The organism is Pseudomonas mandelii (genome assembly GCF_900106065.1).
Taxonomy (GTDB): domain Bacteria; phylum Pseudomonadota; class Gammaproteobacteria; order Pseudomonadales; family Pseudomonadaceae; genus Aquipseudomonas; species Aquipseudomonas mandelii.
On record NZ_LT629796.1, the window covers coordinates 5,244,839 to 5,270,089 of the forward strand.

Here is a 25,251-nt window from a genome sequence, read left to right on the forward strand (position 1 = left end):
CTCCTTTGATTACGCCTGGGCTGAATCGCGCGGGAATCCCCCGCCAGACGGACGCTGGCGCAGGGGTGTCGGTGATAATTCGGGGTAGGTCGCGTGGTGACGCCGAAAGGACAGGGCCAGGGTGCAGAACACCAGGAACTCGGCGGAGCGGTAGTTGGGAATCACGTACGCCACATAATTGGTGACGACGAACAAGCCGATGATCACCAGGGCACTGGCGCGAAACTGCGCCGCCTGGTTCGCCGTCACGGCGCGGTATTGTTTGAACAGCGCTTCGCCCAGCAGCAACGCCAGTGCAGTCAACTGGATAACGCCGCCGTTGAGCAGGGTCTCCATGTAGCCGCTGTGGGCGTTGCCGATGTAGCCCCAGCGAAGGATGAACGCATTGGCGTCGGGACTGGCCCAGAAGGCGCCAAAGCCGTAACCCTTGAGCCATTGTTGGTCGACAAAGGGCGCGAGCAGCTCCCAGATCAGCGTGCGGTCCGTGAGCGACGGATCGCGGCCGGCGATCTCCAGCAGCCACGCAAGGTGGTTGTACAGCAGCAGGCAAACCAGCAGGAACACCAGCGTGCAACCGAAGAACAGCCACTGCGAGCGGTTGATACGCAGGCGGATCAGGGTGAGGAAATACCAGTAGCTCAACGTGCCGGAAAGAATCAATGCCACGCCTGTCGCCGACTGGGCAAGCAGGATGGCAATCAGCGAAAAAAACGAGCAGAAGAGGGCCCAGCGGTTGCGTTGGCGGATCATCGGCAGCAACAGCAGGATGGCAATCGCGTTGAGCCGGGCGCCGGCGTTCTTTTCGGCAAAAATACCCTTGAATGCGCCGTCGCGAATACCACCGGACAAGAACGCGACGCCCGGCATGACCACGGCGAGTATCAATCCGATCAACGCCGCCACGCCGATGGCACAGCCGAGCATGAAGGTGATTTTTTCAAGGGGGTAGTTGTAGGCAATGAAACCGGCAAAAAACACCACGCTGAGCATCGCAATGAACCGCTTGAGGCTCAGCATCGGGTCGTGGGACCAGCCGATCGATGCGATGACGCAGAGCATGAACACCAGCAGAAAGAAGTTGCTGCGGTAAAAGGTTTTGCTGAGGAACACCTTGTTGCTGATGAAGAAGAACAAGGGCACCAACAGTGTGATCAGGCCGCAGATCTGGTTGGCGACGTTGCCTTCGAGGTCTTTATCGATGTCGCCGAAGCTGGAGGCGCCCCCCAGACTGAGGGCAAACGTGATCACCTGGATGTAGAACAGCACGCCAAACAAGGTGAAGCCATCGCGCAACGTCGAATACCTGATCTGCAGTGTGCTCATGATGATGGACTCCCGAGCAACGCGGCGAGGTAGGTCTGCACCGCGCTGGCATTCATGAACCGGGTGGCCGCATCCAGGCGGGAATGACGTTGCAGGTCCCGTGGTGTGGAGAGTTGTAGGGCAACCGCCTGCGACAGCGCGATCGGGTCGTCGACGGGGACGAGCGGTGCGACGAGGCCGCCGATGAGGATGTCCTGAGGACCATGGGGGCAGCGCGTCGCCACCACCGGTGTACCCGTGGACAAGGCCTCTACCAGCGCATTGGGACTGCCCTCGAAGCGTGACGACAACACAAAGCAATCCGCCGCGGCCACTTCTGCCAGAGGCTCACAGGTGTAACCCGGCAGGTCGAAGCGATCCGCCACGCCCAGCGTCCGGGCCTGGTCAAGCAACTGCGCCCTGAGCGGGCCTTCGCCAAAAATGATCAAGCGGGCGTCGGAATCCGGCAACGCGGCGAACGCTGAAATCAAGGTGTCGAAGCCTTTTTGCGGCACCAGGCGCCCCACGGCGACAATCACCGAGCCGGTTTTTTCCAGCAGCCAGCGGTGGCTTGGCGGCCCAGGCGACTTGTCGCGGAAGTCGTTATCGAGCACCGGGTTGTCGGCAATGGTCACGTCCTGGCGACGCGCAAGGGTGGTATCGACCAGGTCCTGGGCGACACCGCGCGAGACGCAGATCACCGGGTTGGGAATGAGCCGATACAGCAGTGGCGCCACCAGATACGCGACCCGCACCATGAAGTCGGGGTTGACGTGTTTGTCATGGGAAAACGCATTGCGTTCGCTGACGTGCAGGCGTGCCAGCGTGCCGGACAGCACGGCTGCGGCGATCGCCACCACGTTGACGTGCGTGAGGGCCGCCAGTTGCGCGTCAAAGCGATTGGCGCGCAGAAATCGCGCGAGTGCCGGCACCGCACGTGCGGTGCGTTGGCTTTGCAGTTCAACTTTCTTGACACGCGGGTCGAGGTTCGCCGCATGGAGGCCGCCGCCGGTGAGCAACAGCAAGGTCACGTCATTGCCAGCGTCCACCAGGGCGCCGGCGAGGCGCGCCATCATTTTTTCAGCCCCGCCTGCGCCGAGGTCATGCAGGATAATCAGCAGCTTTTTCATTGGCTCCATACCTGGTAGTACGCTTGCGCGGCGTGCTGGCTGGTGTACGGATGGATGGCGTCACTGAGCATTTTTGCGCTAGGTGCAACGCCGCTTTGTGCGGTCAGGCTTTGAAGCATTCCCCGCGCCAGCGCCGGTACGTCGTTGACGGCGACCAGTTGACCCAGTCGACCGTTGTCCAGCAGTTCCCTCGGGCCGGTCTCGCAGTCGCATGCCAGCACGGGCGTGCCCAGTGCCAGCGCCTCGATCAGGACGGTCGGCATGCCTTCCTGCACGGAGCTCAGAATGAACAGCCGTGCGTGCCTCAGTAGCGGATAGGGGTTGCTCAGGAATCCGGTGAAATGCACCCGGTGCGTGATGCCCAGTCGGGCTGCCTGAGTGGTCAGTGCGTCGAGCAACGGACCGTCACCGACAATCACCAGATCCGGCAGTGTTTCGCTGCGCAACGCCAGGGCGTAGGCATCCAGCAACAGATGAAACCCTTTAGGTTCCACCAGGCGGCCCAGGCTCAGCCAATAGTCGCGGGGCAAATCAGCGGACAACGGCGCTTGTGCGGCTTGAAGCAGTTGTTCGGTGACGACAGCGTTGGGGCAATAGCGGATCCGTTGCCGACCCCAGGGCATCACGTCGATGAGGGACTGGCGCAAGGCGGTGGAGACCGTGACCACTTTGCCGCTACCGCAGAGGTACAACGTATAGAGCAGGCGCAGGCTTGAAGGGCCGGTTTTCTGTTCAGTGCAATCCAGTGCCGCGTGGCGGCTGTAAATGACTTTGCAAGGACTGCCCAAGGTGGCGAACCAGGCGCAGAGGTTGGCTTGCTCCTTGGCGGAAATCACGTGGGTGACGCCCTCACGGCGAATGAGCCGGCGCAACTGCACAATGGACTTGAGCAGGCCGACGATGCCGCTGCCGCTGGCGCTGCCGAGCGTTTGAACACCTTCCGTGTCCGGCGTGTCGCCGTTCATGACGAAGAAACTCACGCGCTGGCCATCCTTGAGAAACTGCTCGGACAGCCGTTGCTGGACGCGCTCGACGCCGCCGCCCACCTTGAAATCCTTGAGAATAAACAGGATGTGCATGGTCATTCCTCAACGCTGATGGCGACTTTTCGTGACGCGATGAGCGCCAACAGGTGCACAAAGTTATTCGGGTAGTCGATGAGGTAGCGCTTGATCGTATGGGGCTCGCGATACATGCGATAAAACGCGCGCATATGCAGGCGATTGATCAGCGCCGGGTAATAGTTGCGCGTGGCCAGGGCCTCCTGACGAATGAACCCGCCACAGGTGAAGGCGACCCCGCGAAACCCCGCGCGCAACGCGTCCTGCTCGAACTGCTCCTGCAGTCCGGCACCCAGGCCCACGATCAGGATGTGCGCTTCGCTGCGGCAGATGTCGGCCTGAATGCCCTCGGCCTGGGACGCATTGAAGTAACCGTTGTGGTAACCGGCGAGGGTCAGCCGTGGGTAAAGGGCCTTGATCTTGCTGACGAACAGTTCGAGTTCCGCTTGCCGGGCCCCGACGAAATACACGCGCTTGCCCTGTTGCTCGGCGCTGCGCAGTACAAGGTCGGCGATGGACGTGAAGTCAAAGCTGACCCGTCCGATCCTCCTGCCGGTCACACGCGACATGAAAGTCGACATCAGCATGCCGTCGCAAAAATAGGTGACGGTGTTCGGGGGCTGCTCGAAAACACTGCCAATGGACGCGAAGTTGATGAAGGAATAGGCCTGGTTGGCCTCCAGTAACTTCGTTGAGTATTGCCCGACTAGTTCCAGCCTGATCATGGCGCCGCTCCTTTCAGATGACTGAGCGGGTCTGTCGGCCCACGGAGACGTAGGTAAAACCCCGTTTGCTCAACCGCTGCGGATCGAACAGATTGCGTCCGTCAAAAATCAGCGGGTGCTTGAGCTGCCGGCCGAGCAAGTCGAAGTCCGGGGCTCGAAACGATTGCCACTCGGTGACGATGATCAAGGCGTCGGCATTTTTCAGGGCCGCCTCCTTGGTGCCGGCCAGGGTCAGGTCGTCGCGTGAACCGTAAATGCGCTGGGCCTCCTCCATGGCTTTGGGGTCGAACGCCTGGACGCTGGCGCCGGCGTGCCACAAGGCTTCCATCAGTACCCGGCTGGGGGCCTCGCGCATGTCGTCGGTGTTGGGTTTGAAACTCAACCCCCACAGGGCAAAGGTCTTGCCGCGAAGGGCGCCGTCGAAGTGATTGAAAATCTTCGTGTACAGGCTGGCCTTCTGTTCGTGGTTGCGCGACTCGACGGCCTTGAGTACCCGAGCATCGATGTCGACGCTGGCGGCGGCCTGTATCAGCGCCTTCACGTCCTTGGGAAAGCACGACCCGCCGTAGCCCACACCCGGATAGATGAATTGATAACCGATGCGCGGATCAGAGCCGATGCCGTGTCTGACCATCTCGATATCGGCACCCAGTTTTTCGGCGAGGCAGGCCATTTCGTTCATGAAACTGATCTTGGTTGCCAACATGCTGTTGGCGGCGTACTTGGTCAGTTCGGCGCTACGCAGGTCCATGACGATGATCTTTTCGCGGTTACGATTGAACGGTTCATACAGTTCGCGCATGACCTCCTCGGCGTGTTGGCTGTCGGTGCCGATGATGATCCGGTCCGGGCGCATGCAGTCCTCGACCGCGCAGCCTTCCTTGAGAAACTCGGGGTTGGAGACCACGTCGAAGGTCAGATTGCAGCGACCGGTGTCGGCCAGCACCTGCTCGATGTGCGCGCGAACCCGGTCACCGGTCCCGACGGGGACGGTGGATTTATCGACGATGATGTGATGCCGGTCCATGTTCAGCGCGATGGTTTGCGCAACGCTCAATACATGTTTGAGGTCTGCCGACCCGTCTTCATCCGGCGGTGTCCCCACGGCAATCAACAGCACATCACCATGGTGGACAGCGCTGGCGAGATCAGTGCCGAACTGCAGCCGGCCACTTTGGTAATTGCTGTGGACCAGGCTTTTCAGCCCCGGCTCGTAGAGCGGCAGCGTGCCGTCCTTCAGCGCCTGTACCTTGTCGGCGTCGACATCCACACAGAGGACGTTATGGCCCACTTCCGCCAGCGCGGCGCCTTGGACAAGGCCCACGTAACCAATACCAAATACGCTCACATTCATGATCAAACCTCAGGTCGGCGTGACAGTGATCAACGAGGGGGCAGGGGTCAGTAGATGTTTTTCGAGAACAGCGTGAAGGGGGTCTTGATGAGGATCTTGATGTCCAGCCACAGCGACCATTGGTTGATGTAGTTGAGGTCCTGGGCGACGCGCAGCTGCATCTTTTCCACCGTCTCGGTTTCGCCTCGATGCCCGGTGATCTGGGCCAATCCGGTAATCCCCGGTTTGAGGCGGTGACGGGCCATGTAGGCGCGCACTTTGCCGGTGTAGTAAATGTTGTGGGTGACCGCATGCGGGCGAGGACCGACCAGGGCCATTTGCCCGAACAACACGTTGAACAGCTGCGGTAACTCGTCAATGGAACTGCGGCGCAGAAAACGTCCGATCAGCGTGACGCGTTCATCGTCACGGGTGGCCTGGTGCACTTCGCTATCGTCGTGGAGGCGCATCGAACGAAATTTCCAGACCTTGATCACTTCGCCGTTGCAGCCATGGCGATTTTGCTTGAACAGCACGGGACCGGCGGAAGTCAGCTTGACGGCGATCGCCACCGTCAAGAGCATCGGACTGAGGACAATAATGGCCACGGCGGCCAGGCTGCGTTCGAACAGGTCTTTGCAAAACAGGCTGGCCGGATGGGAGCTGATCAGGCTTTCGTTGAGGTAAATGGCGGGCATCCGCTCGATTTCCGAGATCGAATGGTTGAGCAATACCATGCTGCCGAAATCCGGGATCCAGACCACGTCGACATTCATGTCCAGCAGGTCGATGTACAGCGCTTCGATGGTGGCGGCATGCGTCATCGGCAGGACAATGTAAACGCGGCGCACATCCAGGCGCGTGATGATTTCGCGGATCGAATCGACGTGGCCGAGCAACGGCAGGATGCTGGGGGCCGGGCCGCTATTGTCGGCTGCGGCGATGAAACCCATGACCAGCGCACGGTTTGGTCTGGAGAGTTTTTTCGCCAGTTCATGGGCGGTCGGGCAGGTGCCGATGATCACCGCACGACGCTCGTTGCAGACCATCCGCGAGTGCAACCGGGCGAAGTAATGCAGGGGCAGAAACATCGCAGCCTGGGCGACAAAGCCCAGCACCGCCCAGACCATGATGACCTGGCGCGAGTAAATCGCGCTGGTCTGGGTGATGAAGGCAATGGCCGCCAGCACGGCCAGCAGGATCAGCCAGCCGGCCAGCAACCGGCCGAGCCCGACCACCAGGCCGTGACGCTTGTGGTAAACCTGCATCACGCTGTAGATCGGCACCGATCCGAGCACCGTCAGAACTATCAGGATGCGGTATTCGCTGGTGAGGCTGCCAACGCGCCAATACACGAGCAGCATCAGCAGCGAAGTCGCCAGCGTCAGTGCACACAACCACTGCCCCCAGAACGTCAGGCCTCGGCGGTGTGTCATGTGAGCGGTATAGAGAGGAGTCATGGGCTTAACCTCAAGGCAGAATTAATGCATCAGCGCTGATGGGCGCGCACGGCGTGGCTCCCGCAGGCTTTTCCGTAGCTCGGCAGAGGTGAAGCAATGTGTGGTGATGGCAGAAAGACTGTGGTGAGGGGGCTTGCCCCGTTCGGCCTCGCCGCAGATTTTATGGTGTCAGCGGGGGGCGAAGTCGTAGTTATAAAACGTCTTGGAATGGTGGTAGCCGTACTTGCGCGCCTTGCGCAGGTCTACCTGGTTGAGCACGGTGCCAAATACCGGCACATGGCTTTGCTGCAACATGGCAATGCCCTTCTGCACCTGACTGATCGGCGTGCTGTCGGCCTTGACCACATAGATCACCGCATCCGAATGCTTGGCCAGCAACAGTGCATCGCTGATCATTTCCGCAGGCGGTGAGTCGATAATGATGTGGCGGTAACGCGACTTCAGCGCCTCAAGCATGCGCGCCATGCGCGGCGAACTGAGCAGATCCTGCGGTGGAGGCTGGCGTGACGGGTTAAGCGATTCGGCAGGGGAAGGCAGGCGCGGCGCGGTGAACAGATCACGCGAAGGCGGCATGACCATGCCAGCAGGCAGCATGTCCAGATTGCCCACCGAAACGATGCAGTCTTCAAGCCTGGCGGTGCCCGCAATGACATTGGCCAGTCCCGGGCTGTCAGGCGGAAAATCGAAGTTCAGTGAAAGGGTCGGTTGGCGCATGTCGGCATCGATCAGCAGCACTCGCTCCAGCGAAGTGAGGGAACTGGCCAGGTTGGTGGCAATGGTACTTTTACCCTCACCGGCAACGGTCGACGTCACGAGTACCACCTGCGACGGCATTTCACTGCTTTGCAACATCAGCCAGGTGCGCAGATTGCGGATGGTCTCGGAAAAGCGCGGGTTGTCGTTGTCTTCGAACAAGCGCGCCAATTGCCGGCGACTTTTCTTCATCACCAGCGGCACCACGCTGAGCAGAGGAATGTTAAGCGTGCTTTCAATCGTCTCGTCGGTTTTAAAGGTGTTACTCAGGCTGTCGAAGAGCAGCGCCAACGCGACGCCGATCACTGCAGCCACCAACCCGACGATCCCGACAATCAATGTTTTACGTGGCTTGCTCGCTTCCACTGGCACAATCGCCGGGTCGACGATGCGCACTTTGGTGGAGTCCATATCGGCAGTGGCCGCGGTTTCTTTCAAGCGGGTGACGAAGGTTTCATACAGTGCACGGGTGCTGTCGACTTCCCGCTGGAATTCGCGCAACTGAAATTCCTTGCGGGCGATGTCCTGGATCTGCGCCTTGTTGCTGTTGAAGGATTGGCGCAGCGAAGCTTCACTGGCTGAGGCCAGCTGGTATTGCCGTTCGATCCCGGCGACCACTTGCTGCACCTGCAATTGCAGGCTGGTGGTGGCGGCGCGCAATTCCGATTGCGCGGAAATCAGGCTCGGGTGTTTCGGGCCATAGCGTCCTGACAGCTCATCGACCTTGGCTTGCGCCTTGGCTCGGTCCGCCTGGAATTGCTGGACCAGCGGGTTACTCAAGACTGCCGGCACGCTGGAGAGTCGGCTCAGGTCGCCGTTGCTCAGGGCTTTCGCCTGGCGGTATTCACTCTCGGCTTCAGCGCGGTTGCGGCGGGCGTCGACCATGCGATTGCCGGTCATTTCCAGTTCGTTGGCGCTGATGGTGGCAACCCCGCCGACATCGACCAGGCCTTGTTCCTCCCGGTAGCCCTGAAGCTTTTTCTCGGCAACACGCAGGTTGTCGCGCAGTTTGACCAATCGTGTGTTCATCCACGCGGTGGTGGTCTGCGAGGACTTTTCGCTGGTGTCGAGCTGACTGTCGGTAAAGCCATGGGCCAACGCGTTGGCCGCCGCTGCCGCCAGGACAGGGTCTGGCAGCTCGACCTCGATTTCGAGCAGTTGGCTCTTGCCGACGAACTTGACGCTGGTGTGCAGCATGAGGTTCTGCGTGACCTGATTGAAGACATCATCTTCACTTGGCTCAGCTTTCATCGGCTTCAACAGGCCGCCCAGCCCCGGGATCCATTGATCAAGGTTCAGGTCGGCCAGCCATTGGCGTGGCGTGAACCATGGCTTCGATTGCTGGCGCGGATCGGTGACCGGGTTGGTCGTCAGCTCGAGTTTTTTTACCGCTCGTTCGGCAAGGTCCCGTGATTGCAGGAGCGCCTGTTGTGTCTGCAAGTAATCAGTGGCGTTGCTGCCTGAGTCCTTGACTTGCTGGAAGGACATCAGCGGCGGGGTTTTATCGTTGAACAGCAAGGTGGTGCTGCCGACGTATTGCGGGGTGATGTTCGAGACCACAACGACCGCCAGCAAACCGCACAGCAGGACAAACCATCCGATGCTCCATTTGGCGCGCCAGATCACCCTCCAGAGTTTGAGAAGATCAATGGTGTCCTTGTCGTCGCTGTACTGCTGATGCAGATGCGTTTGCAGAGGACGTTCGACGTAGGTGCTAGGGCTGTTGTCCATGATTAGAAAAAGCCTTGTGCAATGGAAATGGTGTCGCCGGGGGCAATCGTGGTGTTTCGCGTGACCTCATCGGTGAGGGTCGGGCCGCCATCACCGCGCAAGATGGTCACGCGTTTGATGGAAGCTCGCTCGGTCAGCCCACCGCCCAGAGCGATGGCTTTTTCCAGGGTCAGTCCGGGTATGAAGGGATAGCTGCCGGGTTTTTTCACTTCGCCGTTGATGTAGAACGAGCGGTATTCGATCTGGCTCAAGCTGACTTTCGGGTCGTTCAGATAGCCTTGTTTGAGTCCGTCGACGATGATCTTTTCGACCTGGCCGGGTGTGAGTCCCTTGGCGGAAATCTCACCCAGGAACGGATAGGAAAATGTGCCGGCATCGCTGAGGCGGATTTTTTTAATGCTCAGCTCCGGCTCGCCGAACACGATGATGCGCAAGACATCGCCAGCGGCCAGTTTGTACTGGGTATCAGGGTCTGCGGCGTAGGTATCGGGTAGCACAAGCAGTGCGAGCAATAAGCCCAGGGTGCGTGAGTTCATGTCGAAACCCTCTTAAAGGCTGACGTTGAAGCTGATCTGAACAACGTTGCGGGTGTAGCTTTGGTCGTCGGCATCAGAGTCGTTGTCGCGGAATCGATAGCCGAGCTCGATGTCCAGCCAGCGGCGCATCGCATACACCACGGCCAGGTTGTAGTCCTGATAGTTGTCGGTTCGGCTTTCGCCTTCGTAGACATAACGACCGTACCCGGCCTGTGCAATCGTGGTGATCCGTTCGGTCCAGCCATGGCGCCAACCGACCTGGGTGAAGGTGGACTTGACGGCATCGGCACCGTCGTCGCCCTCGGCGAGAGCCTGGCGGGCCACAAGGGTGAATGTCGAATAAGTGCGTGGTTTCCATTGCAGGTCCACTTGCCAGGTGGGGTTGTCGAGGTCTTTGGATTCGCTGCTGTCGAAGTCCTTTTTCTCATAACCGACACGGACTTTACCGGTGGTCTTTGCGGTAATGTCCCAGACGGCACCGGCGAGTACCGCGTTGGATTTGCTGCTGCGCGGGCTGTTGGGTTCCTGGTAGTCAAAATTGGTGTGGTCGTACTCGAGCAGGCCACGGGTATTGCTACCGATGCGGTGATACCAGGTACTGGTCAGGGCGGCGGTATTGCGCTCTTTGTCGTCATTGATGCCGTCGGCGTTGTCGTAGCGAAGTTCCGCGTAACTGGCGCCAAAATCGATCTGGTTGTCAGCGCTCCTGGCGCCATAGGTATAGAGGCCACCGACTCTTTTGTTATTGAGCTTGTCGTTGATGCCGTCGACCGCCGTGTCCTCGGTGCGCTCCCACTTGCGGTATTCGGCGTCGAGCTTCAGACGGTGCCGGTCAGTGAACTCCATGATGCTGTCCGCCCGCACCCGTTGTGCGGTGTTCGAGGCATCCGACTCGTCGTGATAAATGTAGCGGATGGGCTGCCAGGTCAGTCGGGTAGCGCTGTTGCGATCTTCGGCCTTGAGTTCGAAAGAGGGCGCCAGCTTCGTGACCATCGAGGACTGTTTGTTGTTCTCCAGTTCTCGAAAGTTATCGTCATAGCTTTCTGAAAACAGAAAGGTAGGTGTGAAATCGAACCCGTAAACATCAATAGGTGCCGGATCAATACTCCAGGCCATTCCAGGGTAGAGGGAGGCCATGATCAGTGCAAAAGGGCAGCGTGAATTCAAGGCCATGTCCTGGCTCCTGGAATAAGCGATCAGTCAGATATTGGATTGAAACGAGGGGTGCTGAAGTTCGAGGTCACTCAAGGGCATGCAGATCGCCTGGTCCCGATTCAGAAACTGCATCAGGATCATGACGCGCTCAGCCCCATGTGAGGTGATGAAAATCCCCTCGAGTGTCGACAGTGGTCCACGGATAATTTGCAGGTGGTCGCCGGGCGTAAGGGGCGGGGCATCTGGGGATACCGATGATTCGAAACAGCGCGCACGCAGGTGCTCGATGACGTTCTCAGCCACCGTCGCAGGACCATGATTGAATTCGACGAAACGACTGACGCCCCGAGTGGAGCGTATGGGCGCCCAGTTGTCATTACCGCCAAGATGGATAAACAGATACCCGGGAAAAAGGGATTCGCGCACCCTCTGATATTTGCCGCGAATCAGGCGTTCACTCAACAGTTGGGGGTGAAATACGACATAGTTTTGTTGAAGCAGGTTTAGGTGGGCTCGTTCATCCTGGTGAGGCTTGCACTGCAGAAGGTACCAGTTAGAGCGTTCGGAACGGATTGCTGGCATGCTGGTAAACTCCGTATATATCGAAAGTTTAGGCAGGCAGTGGCTCTATAGAGGCCCGAGAAGTAATTAAGCCAGGCAGAGTTGTTGTTTTTATGTGAGGGGCGAAGGTGTGTGTCAATATTGAATCAGGTGGTGTTACATAAGCGTAACAGCGTGATAATGAATGTCCGCTATATCTGACAGCCTGTTGGATATATAGCTTGAGTCATTATTCGGAGGCAAAGCTACCGCACGGTCCATACGAAGGGGCCGCAAAAAACAAAGATTTCAGAAGTTGTCTGAGAAGCAGCGATGAACGAACAAACTGCACTCGGATTCTGTTTCATCAGACCCGTGTAGTTATTGACCACTCACGATAAGCTGTCAAACGTTCCTTGTCAAAAAACATGCCTTTCATCCAAAAGTGCACTCAGCAATGCTCAAGTGATTGTTTTTAAAGCAAATTAAGTTTCCGTCGAACGGATTAAACTTTTTTACCTATAAATAGTCATCGTGGAGGGCGGGCACACTGGAAGGATGCCACCCTGATGGGGCCAGTTATTAAACTTGGATCCATGGTAATTGCAACGCTATAACTAACTGCCTGTGATTAGGCGAACGGGGCGGTATTATGACTATTCTCGTGACTGGCGCGGCAGGTTTCATCGGGTATCACACGGTCAAACGATTGTGCCTGGAAGGGCGTGATGTTGTTGGTATCGACAACCTCAACGCGTATTACAGCGTGGAATTGAAACATGCCCGGCTCAAGCAACTGAGCGAATTGCAAGGTTTCCGTTTTCAGAGGATGGACATTGTCGATAAGCCGTCCTTGATGGCGTTATTCGAAGACAATAAGTTCACCGAGGTCGTGCATCTGGCGGCGCAAGCGGGGGTTCGTTATTCGCTGGATAACCCGGATGTGTATGCGCAATCGAATCTGGTGGGATTCCTGAACGTGCTCGAAGCCTGCCGGCACTACCGGCCTGTGCACTTGATCTATGCGTCGAGCAGTTCGGTGTATGGCGCCAACAGCAAACTCCCGTTCAGCGTCGACGACCCGGTCGATCAACCGGTGTCGCTGTACGCTGCCAGCAAGCGCGCCAATGAATTGCTTGCCCACAGCTACTGCCATCTCTATGGGATTCGTGCCAGCGGCCTGCGTTTTTTTACCGTGTACGGTCCTTGGGGACGTCCAGACATGGCGCTGTTCACGTTCACCGAAGCGATGCTCAATGGCCGGCCGATTGATATCTACAACCATGGCCAGATGGCGCGTGATTTCACCTATGTCGACGATATTGTCGAAAGCATCGCCCGGTTGCTTGCGAAGCCGCCGGTCCCGGACAAGGAGGCAAATGGCGTCAACCGGATTTTCAACATCGGGCGTGGAAAACCGGTCGCGTTGCTCGATTTTGTCGAATGCCTGGAAGCGGCGCTGGGCATAACAGCGCAGCGCAATTATTTGCCGATGCAGCCGGGCGATGTCGTCAAGACATGGGCCGATGTGTCGGCGCTGGCAGACTGGGTCGGTTTCTCGCCCCAGGTTGAGGTTGATGCAGGCGTGAAGCAGTTTGTGACGTGGTATCGCGACTTCTACCAGGTCTGAGTCTGGCGCTTCAATCCGACACGAAATCCACCGGTTCGAGAAGCCAGCAGGGCAGCTGCTACAGGTCATAGACAGGCGTTGTTCACAGCGCGTCGCCAAGTAATTTCAGGTATTCGGGACTTTCGGAAATGGAATTGTGGCCCACCCCCGGTACGACTCGCAGCGTGGCCACGCCTTTGGCGAAATGCGTGTAGAGCAGCTCGGTGCTTGAACGCGGTATGACTTCATCGTGCTCCGCCGCGATCAGCAGCGTCGGTATCGTGATGTGCGCCGCGTACTTCCAAGATTCAAAGCGCTCCTGCAGCAACCACTTCACCGGAAACCACGGGAACTGGCGCACGGCGAGGTCTTCCAGGCTGTTGTAGGGCGTAATCAGGATCAGGCTCGAGGCCGGCCGCTGGCTGGCGAGGCGCACGGCGACCCCCGAACCGAGGCTGCGTCCGACCACGGCGATGTGCGGATGAGTGCCGTAGACCTTGTCAAACAAGGTCATGGCATCGCGCTGAATTGACTCCTCCGAAGGCGAGCCGGAGCTACCCCCGAAACCTCGATAGTGCAGCAAATAGATCGCATGCTCCGGGAATGCCTGGGCGAACCCTGGCAGGTTGCGAGAAACATCCTCGGCATTGCCGCCGAAATAGATCAACGCCTTCGGCCCGTCGTGGGGCCTGATCGACACCGCCACGTCCACATCGTCCACCGTCAGCTTGAGCAGCGTTTCGGACGTCTCGATGGCGCTGGGCTGCGGGAAGTAGATGAGCGCGCGCTGAAACACGAACAGCGCTGCACAGAGCGCCAGGTACAACGCGACCAGGATGACGACGATTAACACCAGGGTTCGTTGCATTCGGCTAACTTTAGTGGGCGACATTGACGGCTCTGGGCTGAGAAACCCAATCCACTGGATCGGAGCCAGAGTTTAGTTCATCGGTAGTGGGGCACACCAAGTCCGGCTACAGAGGAGGGCGCCCATGCCCATCGCGGCAAAATGGCTCGACGTGCAGCCCGGCGAAAGAACCGCCCTGATGCTGGGGTTCGCGTTCCATTTCTGCGTGCTGGCCAGTTATTACCTGGTGCGACCGTTGCGCGATGCCCTGGGCCTTGAGGGCGGTGCCGACAAATTGCAGTGGCTGTTCACGGCGACGTTCGTGGTGATGTTGCTGATGGTGCCGGTGTTCGGATTGCTGGCGTCGCGGCTGCCGGCCACGCGGTTCGTGCCGTTGATCTATCGCGTGATCGCCGCGTCGATGATGGTGTTTGGTGTGTTGATCGCCAATCGCATTGCGCCGGTGGCCGTCGGGCGGGTGTTTTTCGTCTGGATCAGCATCTACAACCTGTTCATCGTCAGCATTTTCTGGAGCGTGCTGGTCGACCGGTTTTCCAGTGAACAAGGGCGACGGTTATTCGGGTTCATCGCCGCGGGTGGCACCCTGGGCACGTTCATCGGGCCGTTGCTGGCCGCGACCATGGCCACGCGATTGGGCCCGGTGGCGTTGACCGTCGCGGCGGCGTTGCTGCTGGAAGTCGCGGTGCGCTGCTATCGGGCGCTGCTCTCGCGCACCCAATCGCAGTCCGGCAGCCGCTTGATGGAGGATCGGCGCATGGGCGGCAGCATGCTGGCCGGGATCACGTTGATTACGCGTTCGCCTTATCTGCTGGGACTGGTGTTGTTCATGTTGCTGCACACCAGCGCCGCGACCTTGTTGTATTTCGAGCAGGGAAGGATTGTGGCGGGTAGCTATGCTGATGTGGCCAGCCGGACGCAATTCTTCGCCGTGGTCGATTTGATCGTGTCGGCGCTGACCTTGATCTTTCAACTGCTGTTGACGGCGCCGTTGATTCGGCTGGTCGGTGTCGGCGGGGCGCTGGTGGCATTGCCGCTGGCGACCATCGTGGCGTTTAGCGCCATGGCGCTGGCGCCCGTGCCCGCTACCGTCGCCCTGGCGCAGGGGCTGCGTCGTGCGGTCGAGTTCGCTATCGTGCGGCCGGCGCGTGAAGTGTTGTGGACCGTGGTCAGCCGCGAGGAAAAGTACAAGGCCAAGAATGTGATCGAAACCCTGGTGTATCGCGGCGGAGACGCCGCCAGTGGCTGGTTGTCGGTCGGTCTGACGGCATTGGGCGCCGGTTTTGGTCTGGTGGCGCTGGTGATCGTGCCGTTTGCCGGGCTGTGGGGCTGGTTATGCCTGTGGCTGGCCAGGCATCAGGAAAAACAGGTTGAAAGCAAAAAGGTGGAAGGGTCATTCCATGAGCCACACTGATGAATACACACGTCGCCAAATACTCACGCTGGCTGCCGGTGCTTCGGCGGTTTTCACCTTCGGCCCGGCCTTCGCTGCAACCACGCCGTCGAAGGACACAGGAGGCAAGAACATGCTGACCCGCGCCATTCCTTCCAGCTCCGAGCCATTGCCCCTTGTCGGGTTGGGCACCTATCGCGGGTTTGATGTCGGGCCTTCGAGCCCCGCCTACAAGCAGTTGCCCGCCGTTCTGCGCGCATTGTTCGAGAAGGGCGGAAAGGTAATCGATAGCTCGCCGATGTACGGCCGCGCGGAAGAGACGACCGGTGAGTTGCTGTCGATTCATGAGCCACGTTCGCCCGCTTTCCTGGCCACCAAGGTCTGGACCCGTGGCCGCGAAGAAGGCATCGCGCAGATGGAGCAGTCCTTCAAACTGCTGCAAACCGATCGCATCGATCTGATGCAGATCCATAACCTGCTGGACTGGCAAACCCATTTGCCGACCTTGCGCAAATGGAAGGAAGAAGGGCGCATCCGCTACATCGGCATCACCCATTACACGGCGTCGGCGTATGACGAGGTGGAAGCGGTGCTCAAGGCCGAGCCGTTGGATTTCTTGCAGATCAACTATGCGCTGGATGACCGCGGCGTCGAGAAACGCATCCTGCCGCTGTGCCGCGAACGTGGCGTGGCGGTGATCTGCAATCGGCCGTTCGGCGGCGGCAACCTGCTCAGCCGCTTGAAGGACAAACCCTTGCCGCGCTGGGCGGCGGACGTGAGGGTCAACAGTTGGCCGCAGATGGCGCTGAAGTTCTTGCTGTCGCATCCGGCGGTGACCTGCGTGATTCCCGGTACCGGCAACCCGCGCTACATGGCGGACAACGCCGGCGCCGGTTTCGGGCCGATGCTGACCGGTGCGCAGCGCGAGCAGTTGATCGATATCGTCGGTTAACGACAAGGTCTATTTTCTGAACGAATAAAGCGCAGAGGCCCGGGCGTGAAAAGACTCCCGGGCCACTGGAGGTGATCAGCGGCGATCCAGCCAAACCGTCTGCGCATTGCAAAACTCGCGCACGCCGAAGTGCGACAGCTCGCGGCCAAAACCGCTTTTCTTCACGCCGCCGAAGGTGACGCGCGGGTCGCTTGCGCAATAGCCATTGATGAACACGCCACCGGTTTCCAGTTCGCCGGCCATCTGCTGGGCACGTTCGACGTTGCCGGTGTAGATCGTCGCGGCGAGTCCGAATTCGCTGTCATTGGCCAGTTCCAGCGCATGGGTGGCATCGCGTGCGGTGATGATCGAGGCGACCGGGCCGAACAGTTCCTGCTTGAACGAAGTCATTTGGTCGGTGACATCCTTGAAGACCGTAGGCTCGTAGAAGTTGCCCGGGCCTTCAGCTTTTTTGCCGCCCAGCAACAATGTCGCGCCTTCTTCCAGGGTGTCGCGCACCTGTTGATCCAGTTCATCACGCAGATCGAAGCGAGCCATCGGGCCAATGTAAGTGTCGGCGGCCAGTGGATCGCCGACCACCAGTTTGCCCGTGGCTTCGACGAACTTGCGCGTGAATTCCTCGACGATGCCTTGTTCGACGATCAAGCGTTTGGCTGCCGCGCAGACTTGCCCGGTGTTCTGATAACGGCCAATCACCGCGGCTTTGACGGCTTCGTCGAGATCGGCATCGTCGAGCACGATGAAAGGATCAGAACCGCCCAGTTCCAGTACGCATTTCTTCAACGCTGCACCGGCCTGCGCACCGATGGCCATGCCGGCGCGCACGCTGCCGGTGAGGGTCACCGCTGCGATGCGAGGATCAGCGATCGCCGTGGAGACGCCCTCTGGCGTGACGTTGATGACCTCGAACACACCTTCAGGGAAGTCGGCTTGCTTGAAGGCTTCCTGCAGCAGGTAAGCGCTGCCCATCACGTTTGGCGCATGTTTGAGCACGTAGGTGTTGCCGGCGATCAGCGCGGGTACGGCGCCACGCAGGACCTGCCAGATCGGGAAATTCCACGGCATCACCGCGAGAATCGGGCCGAGCGGACGATATTCGATGCGTGCTTTGCCGCCTTCAACCAGGGTCGGCTCGGCGGTCAGCATGGCCGGGCCGTGTTCGGCGTACCACTCGCAGAGCTGGGCACATTTTTCGATTTCACCGCGGGCCTGGGTAATCGGCTTGCCCATCTCCAGAGTAATCATGTTCGCCATCGCTGCGGCGTTACCGCGTAACGCTTGCGCCAGGGCGATCAAAAGCTGTGAGCGTTGCGCCACCGCTGTGCTGCGCCAGACACGGAATCCGTCAGCGGCTCGGGACAGTGCGGCTTGCAGCGCCGAAGCGGATTCAAATGGGTAGTGGCCGATCTGCTCGCCGGTGGCGGGGTTGATCGAAATGGCGTGGGTGAGACTGGAAACGTTGGTCATGGCACCGTCCTGCTAGGTGGGAATGCGCTCAGGTTACGGTGGCGTTAGTTTTCTGGAAACTGAATAATGCTGAGCATATCGTTCACGTTTGGAGAATGACTGTGGATCTGGTTCAGCTGGAAATTTTCAAAGCAGTGGCCGAGCACGGCAGCATCAGCGTGGCTGCCCAACACATCCATCGCGTGCCGTCGAACCTGACGACACGGATCAAGCAACTGGAGCAGGACTTGGGCGTGGACCTGTTTATCCGCGAGAAAAGCCGTCTGCGCCTGTCGCCCGCCGGCTGGAGTTTTCTCGATTACGCCCGGCGCATTCTCGACTTGGTGCAGGAAGCCCGGGCGACGGTGGCCGGTGAAGAACCCCAAGGCACCTTTGCGCTAGGGTCGCTGGAAAGCACGGCGGCGGTGCGCATCCCCGAGCTGTTGGCCGCGTATAACCAGAAGCACGCCAAGGTCGAGCTGGATCTGTCCACCGGACCGTCCGGGACCATGATCGACGGTGTGCTGTCGGGCCGACTGGCCGCTGCTTTTGTCGACGGCCCGGTGCTGCACCCGGCACTGGAAGGCGTGCCGGCATTCGAGGAAGAAATGGTGCTGATCGCGCCGCTCAACCATGCCCCGATCCACCGCGCGCGGGAGGTCAACGGCGAAAACATCTATGCGTTTCGCTCCAATTGCTCCTACCGCCACCACTTCGAAAGCTGGTTCGCCAAGGACTCGGCAGTGCCCGGGAAAATCTTCGAAATGGAGTCCTATCACGGCATGCTGGCCTGCGTCAGCGCCGGAGCCGGCCTGGCGCTGATGCCGCGCAGCATGCTCGAAAGCATGCCGGGCTGCACCACGGTGAGTGTCTGGCCGTTGTCGCCAGCCTTCCGGTTTTTGCGCACCTGGCTGGTGTGGCGCAGAGGGACGGTGTCGCAAAGCCTGACCATGTTTGTGCGCTTGCTGGAAGAACGCGGCGTGGTGCAGCAAGACGCCTGAATCCTTTAAACGCAAACCCTGCGGGAGCAAGCTCGCTCCCACAAGGGTATTGAGACTGACGTCGGTCGGCGTGCTGTTTAGCCTGCCCTGCGAGGCCAATACCTGATGCCACGGTGCCTGGACGCCGCTGCCGGAACCCAGGGTGTACCGCGTCATGCGCGCTTGGGCAGTTTCCAGTTCGGCCGAATGAAATGGCAGGTGTAACCGGTCGGCAGCCGTTCGAGGTAGTCCTGATGCTCCGGCTCTGCCTCCCAGAAAGGGCCGGCGGGCGCGATTTCGGTGACCGCCTTGCCGGGCCAGAGACCGGATGCATTCACATCGGCCACGGTGTCCTCGGCCACTGCCTTCTGTTCTTCATTCAGATAAAAAATCGCCGAACGGTAGCTGAGACCGATGTCGTTACCCTGACGATTGGCGGTCGACGGATCGTGAATCTGGAAGAAAAACTCAAGGATCTGGCGGTAGCTGGTAATGGCCGGGTCAAACTCGATCTCGATTGCTTCGGCATGGGTGCCGTGGTTTCGATACGTTGCATTGGGCACGTCGCCGCCGGAGTAGCCGACTCGAGTCGACAGCACGCCTTTCTGTTTCCTTATCAGATCCTGCATGCCCCAGAAGCAGCCGCCGGCCAGGATTGCGGTTTCAGTGTGCGTGGTCATCGCTTACTCCTCAGTGTTCATTGATGTGATCAGGTTGTTGCGCAGGCGCTCGATCGAGGTCGGCAGTGGCGTGAACTCATTCTGCATCAGACAGGTCGCGTCCGAGAAATTCGTTGCTGCCTCCCGGCGGGTCGACGTGCAGGGTAACGTCGAACCCGCCGTGCGGTGCATCACGCCGTGAGGACTTTCAAGTCCACGTCGATGTTGCCACGGGTCGCCTTCGAGTACGGGCAGATCTGGTCGGCGGTGTGTGCCAGGGTCTTTGCAACGTCGTCCGCCAGGCCGGGCACGCGCAGGGTCAATCGAGCTTGAAGGAAGTAATCCGCACCGGTCTGGCCGACGTCGACTTCGATGTCGACAGACATGTCCGCCGGCAGCACAACGTTCAGGTCATTGGCCACCAGCCCGACAGCGGCGGTGTAGCAGGCCGACCATGCGCCGGCGAACAATTGCTCGGCGGCCGGGTGCGGCTGGGTGGCGGCGAACACGTGCGCAGGCTGGGTGTTGCCGGGCGACGAGAGGGCAATGTCGAGGCTGCCGTTGTGGCCGCGCGAGGTGTTACCGGTGCTGCTGGCGGTGGTGTGGGTTTTGCCGGTGGCCAGTACTTTTTCGATCTTGCTCATGGATGATTACCTGAATGTTTTAATGGGTTTGTTTTCGTATGCGCTTTAGTCGCATGCGATATGTATGATGTTTCTTGAAAGCCAAATGATGTCAAAGCGTCGCTGTTTATCAGGCCGTGACTACGTTCAGGGCCACGTCAATGTTGCCGCGTGTTGCTTTGGAGTACGGGCAGATCTGGTCTGCGGCGTGGGCGATTTCTGTCGCGACGGCCTGATCCAGACCTGGAGCGCGCAGCGTCAGGCGTGCCTGGAGGAAGTAAGCGTCGCCGGTCTGGCCAAGGTCGACTTCGATATCGACGGACACATCGGAGGGAAGCTCGACGTTGCGCTGTTTGGCAGCCAGACCGACGGCGGCGATGTAGCAGGCCGACCAGGCACCGGCAAACAGTTGCTCGGCTTTCGGGTGTGGCTGGGTGCCTTTGAATTCATGAACGGGCTTGTCGCTGCCAGGTGACGAAAGCACGATGTCGAGGCTGCCGTTATGGCCGCGCGAAGTGGTACCGGTGCTGCTCATGGTGGTGTGGGTTTTGCCGGAGGCCAGGACTTTTTCGATCTTGCTCATGGGATGAATCCTCAAAGGTGTACTAGGTTTGTTTGTATGGCGTATACGTTTGTATCGTATGCGATGTAAATAATATTCGCGCAGTCGCCAATTGAAGTCAATAGGGGAAAGGCCTGCTTGGCGACGAACGGTTGGATTGAGGGGGGTGGCATTGGCTGCCGGTCCTGCACACAACGAAAAAGCCCGCACAAGGAGGGCTTCGAAATAGAGTAGGTGGCCAGCGCTGGTCTCTGGCTTACAAGGTTTATCAGGCTTCTGACAGAACAGTTTTGTGCTGTCCTGCTTCACACGGCATAAGGGCTGGATCTCAACTCGGAGAATCTTTCTAACCGTGTACCCTTAGGAGCGCGCCCCACGCTTCCTCGCTATCCTCTTGCGCATCAGTCTGCGTCTTCACCTACAGGTTTTAGAATAGCAAAGGCTGCGAAACGCAAACCGGACTTTTTAGACCGATTTCGTCCTTGATCAACGGCGGCAGGATGGATAAATGCTATGGGGAAAAACTCGGTACAGCCTGCCGGGATGGCAGGCCGCATTATGGGCCCGGTTTAAACCAGATTAAGCGTGACGTCGATGTTGCCACGGGTCGCTTTGGAGTACGGGCAGGTTTGATGGGCGGCATCGACTAACGCCCGTGCGACAACAGGATCGAGACCAGGAAGGCTGACATTGAGGCGTGCCTGGAGGAAAAAGGCGTTGTCGGTCTTGCCCAGATCCACTTCGGCATCAACGGCGACACCGCTCGGCAAGGTCACCTTCAGCGCGGCAGCCGCTTTACCGATCGCGCCGATGAAACAGGCCGACCAGCCTGCAGCCAATAGCTGTTCGGGATTGGTCCCAGCCCCTGAAGAGCCTGGCGGGGAAAGCTTGATGTCCAGACGTCCATCCGAACTCTTCGATTCGCCGTCGCGGCCGCCAGTGGTGTGGGTCTTTCCGGTATACAGCACGGTGTCGATTTCATTGATCATGACGGGTTCCTGCTAAAGGGTTGGGGGCCTCACCGTTTATGTCGCCGCGTTACGGACGAACGGGAGAAGCCCCCACTGTTCCACCTTTATGTAGTGCCTATGTGTCCTGATCCGCTGGTTGTGTATCGCTGTGTAAGATCGTCAGCGAACATACACGCCGATACAAACCCGTTACGCCTGCCAGTTTTTTCGGTGAGCCGGTGCGCCCAATGGCGAACTGGTTGCACCGCCGTCGACAACAATCTCCGCACCGACGACATTCGAAGAGTCGCTGGAGGCGAGGAACAAGGCGACGGTGGCCACTTCTTCCGCTTCGCCAATGCGACCGAGCGGGATTGTGGTGTTCAGTTTCTCCTCCAGCGCATCCATTCCCACTTTCACCGTGTGGGGGTTCCAGACCGGTGTGCGTGCAGCTCCGGGGGTAATCTGGTTGACGCGAATGCCGCGCGGCGCAAATTCTGCGGCCATCACCCGTGTCATGGAACGAACGGCGCCCTTGCTTGCTGCGTAGGCGCTGTAACCCGGCCATCCCATCACAGCGTGCACCGACCCGTTCAAAATGATCGAAGCCCCCGGATTGAGGTGCGGTTCGGCTGCCTGTACGGTGAAAAAAGTGCCGGTGAGGTTGGTCTGGATAATGGTCTGGAAGGTTTCCAGCGAAGTGCCGCCAACCGGGGTCTGTCCGGCGATACCGGCATTGGCGAACACGATGTCCAGCTTGCCGAATGCTGCGACGGCTTCTGATACGGCGCGCTCGATCTCTTTCACGTCGGTCAGGTCCGCCTGGATCGCCAGCAGGTTTGGCCCCAACGCCTCCCGGGCTTCATCCAGGGTTTTTTGACTGCGCCCGGTGATCGCCACTTTTGCGCCTTCTGCGATGAACAGTTTGGCGGTGGCCAGGCCCAGGCCGCTGTTGCCGCCGGTGATGAATGCAGTTTTTCCAGCCAGTTTCATTGGGAATCTCCTACGGTTTTATCATGCAACCATTGAGGGCGAAATCACTGTGCGTCTGGCACAGGGAATCACTCGAAATCGGGTTGTCGGTTTCATTATGAAACCAATGGAAGTGATTTTTACCAGCATGGGTTGTATTATGCAACCACCTGCCATCTGACCGAATTATCGTCAGCGTTGGCACCCTTTTGGTGGAGGTTCGTTTACGTGAAGCGCAAAAGCTTGCAGGGCAGTCCGTGTCCGGTCGCTCGATCCCTGGACCTCATTGGCGATTGGTGGTCCTTGCTGATCATTCGCGATGCACTCTCAGGCACAAAACGCTTCAGCGATTTTCAGAAAAGCCTGAATGTCGCGAAAAACATTCTGAGCACCCGCCTCAAAGGCCTGGTGGCAGAAGGTGTGATGCGGATGGAGCCGGCGGCTGATGGAAGCATCTACAAGGAGTACGTGCTGACTGAAAAGGGCAGGGCTTTGCAAACCGTCCTGATTGCCTTGTCGCAGTGGGGCAACGAGTTTTTGTACGAACCCGGCGAAGCGGGATCCGTCATGGTCGACGCACAGGATCGTCAGCCAATCCAGAAATTGCAGTTGGTTTCAATGGACGGGCGACAGCTCAAGCCAGAAGACATCGTGACCAGATTCGGCGTAGCGCACTGACGCGCATCTGCGGTTGTATCCGAACGTATCCCCGGCGCCGGTAGTTACCTGGGCATACAAAACCATGCTGTTCTCGACACTTGCGCGATACACCGCGACCTCGTAATGAAGCCACCGCAACCGCGGCATTCATTGGAGAATTGCGATGTCCCGTATCAACTCCCGTCACACCGCAGGCCTGCTCGGCATCGCCCTGGCTGCCGCCGTATCACTCAACGCTTTCGCGGCTGAAGAAGCCAAAGCGCCGGCGCAAGCCACTCCGGCAAAAAGCTGGCAGACAGGCCTGCACCGCACGGACCTGGTGCGCCAGGACCTCGATATTTCCAAGGTTGAGGTGATTCAGGTGCGTGTCGATTTCGACCCGGGCGTCACTTCCCCCAAGCATTCTCATCCTGGGGTGGAGGTCGCCTACGTCATCTCGGGCACGTTTGAGTATCAACTCGAAGGGCGGGCGCCCGTCACGCTCAAGGCCGGTGACTCCTTGTACATCCCCGCAGGCACTGCGCATGTCGCGAAGAACGTCGGTGACGGCAAAGCTTCGGAGCTGGCGACGTACCTGGTGAAAAAAGACACGCCGCTGTTGATCCTGGAAAAATAAGCGATAGCCGCCCGATGCACTGCATCGGGCGTCTTCGTTAAAGCGTATTCAGATCCCGACTGTTTCCCCCGGCCAACCCGCCTGACGCAGGGCCTTGAGCAGTGTTTTCGCGTCCAGCCCCGGTACGGTGTGGCCGTTACCTTCCGTCGTTTCAGCCGCCAGCACGGCGTTGATGATCGCTTCCTCCACCGCTTCAGTCGCGGCCAAAAACAACTCGCTGATGTGGTCGTTGTTGACCATGCTCAGGTTGTTGCAGGTGGGGGCACCTTTGCCTTCATAAGCGGCCGGTGGCACGTGTTGGTTGCCGGTGGCAAAGGCGATGAAAATGTCGCCGCTGTGGTCTTCGTTGCCGCCGCCGGTGCGGGCAAGCCCGAGGCTGGCGCGCTGTGCGAGGCGCGTGCATTGATGCGGCAGCAGCGGCGCATCGGTGGCCAGGCAAACGACGATCGAGCCCATGCCCGGATAAGGCAGCGATGCCCTGAGGAACGGTGAGTCAGCCTGTTCCATATAGCGACCGACCGGGTAACCGTCGACGCGCAGTTCATTGCGAATGCCATGGTTGGCCTGGACGATCGCACCGACGGTCCAGCCTCCCTGCGCCTTGCTCAATTGGCGCGAAGACGTGCCGATGCCCCCCTTGAATTCGTGACAGATCATCCCGCTGCCACCGCCCACCGCGCCTTCCGTCACCGGTCCGCCGACGGCATTGCGCTGGGCCTCGGCCACATGTTCAGGCTTCACATGAAAACCGTTGATGTCGCTGAGCAGGCCGTCGAAGGTCTCCAGCACCACCGGCATGTTCCAGTAAAGTCGTCCGTCATCGGGCTGAGCCTGACGATCCAGGGCAATCAGCGCATCACGCACCACGCCCAGGCTGTGGGTGTTGGTGAAGGCGATCGGACTGGTCAGCAAGCCGGCTTCACGAATCCACTCAAGACCCGTGGCGTCACCGTTGCCGTTGAGCACATGGACGCCGGCAAAACACGGTTGCTGATTGGTGGACCCGGCACGCGGTTCGATCAGGGTCACGCCGGTGCAGATGTCGCGGCCATTGGCGGTCCGTCCGCGGACATCGCTGTGGCCGACGCGCACGCCGGGCACATCGGTGATGGCGTTGAGGGGGCCGGGTTGCAGTTGGCCGAACTGGATGTTCAAGTCGCGGGCACGTGGTTTCATCGGTTCTCTCATCTTCAATTTATTCAAAAAATGCGTGGCTGATGCGATCCCTGTAGCAGCCT

General features: G+C 59.3%; 24 protein-coding genes. 6 read left to right on the forward strand and 18 right to left on the reverse strand.

From position 1 onward, the window contains the following. Nucleotides 1-9 precede the first annotated feature (9 nt). The 10 genes from BLU63_RS24445 to rfaH all read right to left on the reverse strand — a co-directional run bounded on the left by BLU63_RS24445 (nt 10) and on the right by rfaH (nt 11,768). A complete protein-coding gene (locus tag BLU63_RS24445; RefSeq protein WP_083376460.1) occupies nt 10-1,323 on the reverse strand; it encodes an O-antigen ligase family protein in 1,314 nt (437 codons plus the stop codon). Beyond that, nucleotides 1,320-2,432 (reverse strand): glycosyltransferase, encoded by a 1,113-nt coding sequence (locus BLU63_RS24450; protein ID WP_083376461.1) that lies wholly within the window; start codon nt 2,430-2,432, stop codon nt 1,320-1,322. The genes BLU63_RS24445 and BLU63_RS24450 overlap by 4 nt, the downstream gene beginning before the upstream one ends. Then, entirely contained in the window at nt 2,429-3,511 is a 1,083-nt protein-coding gene (locus tag BLU63_RS24455; protein ID WP_083376462.1) for a glycosyltransferase, read from the reverse strand. The genes BLU63_RS24450 and BLU63_RS24455 overlap by 4 nt, the downstream gene beginning before the upstream one ends. A gap of 2 nt (nt 3,512-3,513) precedes the next feature. Further along, a complete protein-coding gene (locus tag BLU63_RS24460) occupies nt 3,514-4,218 on the reverse strand; it encodes a WecB/TagA/CpsF family glycosyltransferase (protein WP_077749467.1) in 705 nt (234 codons plus the stop codon). A 13-nt stretch (nt 4,219-4,231) separates the two neighbouring features. Continuing rightward, nucleotides 4,232-5,572 carry a UDP-glucose dehydrogenase family protein gene (locus BLU63_RS24465; RefSeq protein ID WP_077749466.1) on the reverse strand — a complete coding sequence of 447 codons (1,341 nt, stop codon included), beginning with the start codon at nt 5,570-5,572 and terminating at the stop codon, nt 4,232-4,234. Between the two features lie 47 nt (nt 5,573-5,619). Beyond that, a complete protein-coding gene (locus BLU63_RS24470) occupies nt 5,620-7,011 on the reverse strand; it encodes an undecaprenyl-phosphate glucose phosphotransferase (protein ID WP_077749465.1) in 1,392 nt (463 codons plus the stop codon). Between the two features lie 168 nt (nt 7,012-7,179). After that, nucleotides 7,180-9,495 (reverse strand): GumC family protein, encoded by a 2,316-nt coding sequence (locus BLU63_RS24475; RefSeq protein ID WP_077749464.1) that lies wholly within the window; start codon nt 9,493-9,495, stop codon nt 7,180-7,182. A 2-nt stretch (nt 9,496-9,497) separates the two neighbouring features. Continuing rightward, nucleotides 9,498-10,031, reverse strand: coding sequence for a polysaccharide biosynthesis/export family protein (locus BLU63_RS24480; protein WP_077749463.1), 534 nt, complete (start codon nt 10,029-10,031; stop codon nt 9,498-9,500). A gap of 12 nt (nt 10,032-10,043) precedes the next feature. Next, nucleotides 10,044-11,204: an outer membrane beta-barrel protein gene (locus BLU63_RS24485; RefSeq protein ID WP_077749462.1), complete on the reverse strand. Its 1,161-nt coding sequence runs from the start codon at nt 11,202-11,204 to the stop codon at nt 10,044-10,046. Between the two features lie 27 nt (nt 11,205-11,231). Then, entirely contained in the window at nt 11,232-11,768 is a 537-nt protein-coding gene (gene rfaH / locus BLU63_RS24490) for a transcription/translation regulatory transformer protein RfaH (protein WP_083376463.1), read from the reverse strand. Between the two features lie 610 nt (nt 11,769-12,378). On the opposite strand from rfaH, the gene BLU63_RS24495 reads away from it, so the two are divergent. Then, nucleotides 12,379-13,356, forward strand: a complete 978-nt coding sequence (locus BLU63_RS24495; protein ID WP_083376464.1) for an NAD-dependent epimerase — start codon at nt 12,379-12,381, stop codon at nt 13,354-13,356. 82 nt (nt 13,357-13,438) lie between these two features. On the opposite strand, the gene BLU63_RS24500 is transcribed toward BLU63_RS24495, so the two are convergent. Continuing rightward, nucleotides 13,439-14,227: an alpha/beta hydrolase gene (locus BLU63_RS24500; RefSeq protein ID WP_083376465.1), complete on the reverse strand. Its 789-nt coding sequence runs from the start codon at nt 14,225-14,227 to the stop codon at nt 13,439-13,441. Between the two features lie 100 nt (nt 14,228-14,327). Between BLU63_RS24500 and BLU63_RS24505 the strand changes: the two genes are divergently transcribed. Both BLU63_RS24505 and BLU63_RS24510 read left to right on the forward strand, forming a co-directional pair. Continuing rightward, the gene (locus tag BLU63_RS24505; protein ID WP_083376466.1) at nt 14,328-15,614 is read left to right on the forward strand and encodes an NTP/NDP exchange transporter; all 1,287 of its coding nucleotides are present in this window, start codon (nt 14,328-14,330) and stop codon (nt 15,612-15,614) included. Beyond that, the gene (locus BLU63_RS24510; protein ID WP_083376467.1) at nt 15,601-16,545 is read left to right on the forward strand and encodes an aldo/keto reductase; all 945 of its coding nucleotides are present in this window, start codon (nt 15,601-15,603) and stop codon (nt 16,543-16,545) included. Before BLU63_RS24505 ends, BLU63_RS24510 begins: the two co-directional genes overlap by 14 nt. Nucleotides 16,546-16,620: 75 nt before the next feature. Here BLU63_RS24510 and BLU63_RS24515 read toward each other — a convergent pair whose 3' ends face one another. Next, a complete protein-coding gene (locus tag BLU63_RS24515; RefSeq protein WP_083376468.1) occupies nt 16,621-18,012 on the reverse strand; it encodes an aldehyde dehydrogenase family protein in 1,392 nt (463 codons plus the stop codon). 101 nt (nt 18,013-18,113) lie between these two features. Between BLU63_RS24515 and ptrR the strand changes: the two genes are divergently transcribed. After that, on the forward strand, nt 18,114-18,992 hold the full coding sequence (gene ptrR / locus BLU63_RS24520; protein WP_010455340.1) for a putrescine utilization regulator PtrR: 879 nt from the start codon (nt 18,114-18,116) through the stop codon (nt 18,990-18,992). 152 nt (nt 18,993-19,144) lie between these two features. Here ptrR and msrA read toward each other — a convergent pair whose 3' ends face one another. The 5 genes from msrA to BLU63_RS24545 form a co-directional block, all read right to left on the reverse strand. Next, complete coding sequence (gene msrA, locus BLU63_RS24525; protein WP_010455339.1) at nt 19,145-19,651, reverse strand: peptide-methionine (S)-S-oxide reductase MsrA; 507 nt, start codon at nt 19,649-19,651, stop codon at nt 19,145-19,147. 170 nt (nt 19,652-19,821) lie between these two features. Further along, a complete protein-coding gene (locus tag BLU63_RS24530) occupies nt 19,822-20,274 on the reverse strand; it encodes an Ohr family peroxiredoxin (RefSeq protein ID WP_083376469.1) in 453 nt (150 codons plus the stop codon). A gap of 109 nt (nt 20,275-20,383) precedes the next feature. After that, nucleotides 20,384-20,836: an Ohr family peroxiredoxin gene (locus tag BLU63_RS24535; protein WP_077749454.1), complete on the reverse strand. Its 453-nt coding sequence runs from the start codon at nt 20,834-20,836 to the stop codon at nt 20,384-20,386. A 548-nt stretch (nt 20,837-21,384) separates the two neighbouring features. Further along, a complete protein-coding gene (locus tag BLU63_RS24540; RefSeq protein WP_010455335.1) occupies nt 21,385-21,804 on the reverse strand; it encodes an organic hydroperoxide resistance protein in 420 nt (139 codons plus the stop codon). 171 nt (nt 21,805-21,975) lie between these two features. Continuing rightward, the gene (locus BLU63_RS24545) at nt 21,976-22,758 is read right to left on the reverse strand and encodes an SDR family NAD(P)-dependent oxidoreductase (RefSeq protein ID WP_083376470.1); all 783 of its coding nucleotides are present in this window, start codon (nt 22,756-22,758) and stop codon (nt 21,976-21,978) included. Between the two features lie 207 nt (nt 22,759-22,965). On the opposite strand from BLU63_RS24545, the gene BLU63_RS24550 reads away from it, so the two are divergent. Together BLU63_RS24550 and BLU63_RS24555 are read left to right on the forward strand one after the other, a co-directional pair. Further along, a complete protein-coding gene (locus BLU63_RS24550; protein ID WP_010455332.1) occupies nt 22,966-23,415 on the forward strand; it encodes a winged helix-turn-helix transcriptional regulator in 450 nt (149 codons plus the stop codon). 145 nt (nt 23,416-23,560) lie between these two features. Continuing rightward, nucleotides 23,561-24,013 carry a cupin domain-containing protein gene (locus BLU63_RS24555; RefSeq protein ID WP_083376471.1) on the forward strand — a complete coding sequence of 151 codons (453 nt, stop codon included), beginning with the start codon at nt 23,561-23,563 and terminating at the stop codon, nt 24,011-24,013. A gap of 48 nt (nt 24,014-24,061) precedes the next feature. On the opposite strand, the gene BLU63_RS24560 is transcribed toward BLU63_RS24555, so the two are convergent. Then, a complete protein-coding gene (locus BLU63_RS24560) occupies nt 24,062-25,189 on the reverse strand; it encodes a DmpA family aminopeptidase (RefSeq protein WP_083376472.1) in 1,128 nt (375 codons plus the stop codon). Nucleotides 25,190-25,251: the final 62 nt, after the last annotated feature.

Bases quoted from the DNA above. Each gene is read 5' to 3' on its own strand.
- BLU63_RS24475 (WP_077749464.1), bottom strand. From the start codon at position 9,495: ATGGACAACAGCCCTAGCACCTACGTCGAACGTCCTCTGCAAACGCAT.
- BLU63_RS24460 (WP_077749467.1), bottom strand. From the start codon at position 4,218: ATGATCAGGCTGGAACTAGTCGGGCAATACTCAACGAAGTTACTGGAG.
- BLU63_RS24495 (WP_083376464.1), top strand. From the start codon at position 12,379: ATGACTATTCTCGTGACTGGCGCGGCAGGTTTCATCGGGTATCACACG.
- BLU63_RS24555 (WP_083376471.1), top strand. From the start codon at position 23,561: ATGTCCCGTATCAACTCCCGTCACACCGCAGGCCTGCTCGGCATCGCC.
- BLU63_RS24455 (WP_083376462.1), bottom strand. From the start codon at position 3,511: ATGCACATCCTGTTTATTCTCAAGGATTTCAAGGTGGGCGGCGGCGTC.
- BLU63_RS24500 (WP_083376465.1), bottom strand. From the start codon at position 14,227: ATGTCGCCCACTAAAGTTAGCCGAATGCAACGAACCCTGGTGTTAATC.
- BLU63_RS24450 (WP_083376461.1), bottom strand. From the start codon at position 2,432: ATGAAAAAGCTGCTGATTATCCTGCATGACCTCGGCGCAGGCGGGGCT.
- msrA (WP_010455339.1), bottom strand. From the start codon at position 19,651: ATGACCACGCACACTGAAACCGCAATCCTGGCCGGCGGCTGCTTCTGG.
- BLU63_RS24515 (WP_083376468.1), bottom strand. From the start codon at position 18,012: ATGACCAACGTTTCCAGTCTCACCCACGCCATTTCGATCAACCCCGCC.
- rfaH (WP_083376463.1), bottom strand. From the start codon at position 11,768: ATGCCAGCAATCCGTTCCGAACGCTCTAACTGGTACCTTCTGCAGTGC.
- BLU63_RS24540 (WP_010455335.1), bottom strand. From the start codon at position 21,804: ATGATCAATGAAATCGACACCGTGCTGTATACCGGAAAGACCCACACC.
- BLU63_RS24485 (WP_077749462.1), bottom strand. From the start codon at position 11,204: ATGGCCTTGAATTCACGCTGCCCTTTTGCACTGATCATGGCCTCCCTC.
- BLU63_RS24510 (WP_083376467.1), top strand. From the start codon at position 15,601: ATGAGCCACACTGATGAATACACACGTCGCCAAATACTCACGCTGGCT.
- BLU63_RS24560 (WP_083376472.1), bottom strand. From the start codon at position 25,189: ATGAAACCACGTGCCCGCGACTTGAACATCCAGTTCGGCCAACTGCAA.
- BLU63_RS24535 (WP_077749454.1), bottom strand. From the start codon at position 20,836: ATGAGCAAGATCGAAAAAGTCCTGGCCTCCGGCAAAACCCACACCACC.
- BLU63_RS24445 (WP_083376460.1), bottom strand. From the start codon at position 1,323: ATGAGCACACTGCAGATCAGGTATTCGACGTTGCGCGATGGCTTCACC.
- BLU63_RS24480 (WP_077749463.1), bottom strand. From the start codon at position 10,031: ATGAACTCACGCACCCTGGGCTTATTGCTCGCACTGCTTGTGCTACCC.
- BLU63_RS24505 (WP_083376466.1), top strand. From the start codon at position 14,328: ATGCCCATCGCGGCAAAATGGCTCGACGTGCAGCCCGGCGAAAGAACC.
- BLU63_RS24545 (WP_083376470.1), bottom strand. From the start codon at position 22,758: ATGAAACTGGCTGGAAAAACTGCATTCATCACCGGCGGCAACAGCGGC.
- BLU63_RS24530 (WP_083376469.1), bottom strand. From the start codon at position 20,274: ATGAGCAAGATCGAAAAAGTACTGGCCACCGGCAAAACCCACACCACC.
- BLU63_RS24465 (WP_077749466.1), bottom strand. From the start codon at position 5,572: ATGAATGTGAGCGTATTTGGTATTGGTTACGTGGGCCTTGTCCAAGGC.
- BLU63_RS24470 (WP_077749465.1), bottom strand. From the start codon at position 7,011: ATGACTCCTCTCTATACCGCTCACATGACACACCGCCGAGGCCTGACG.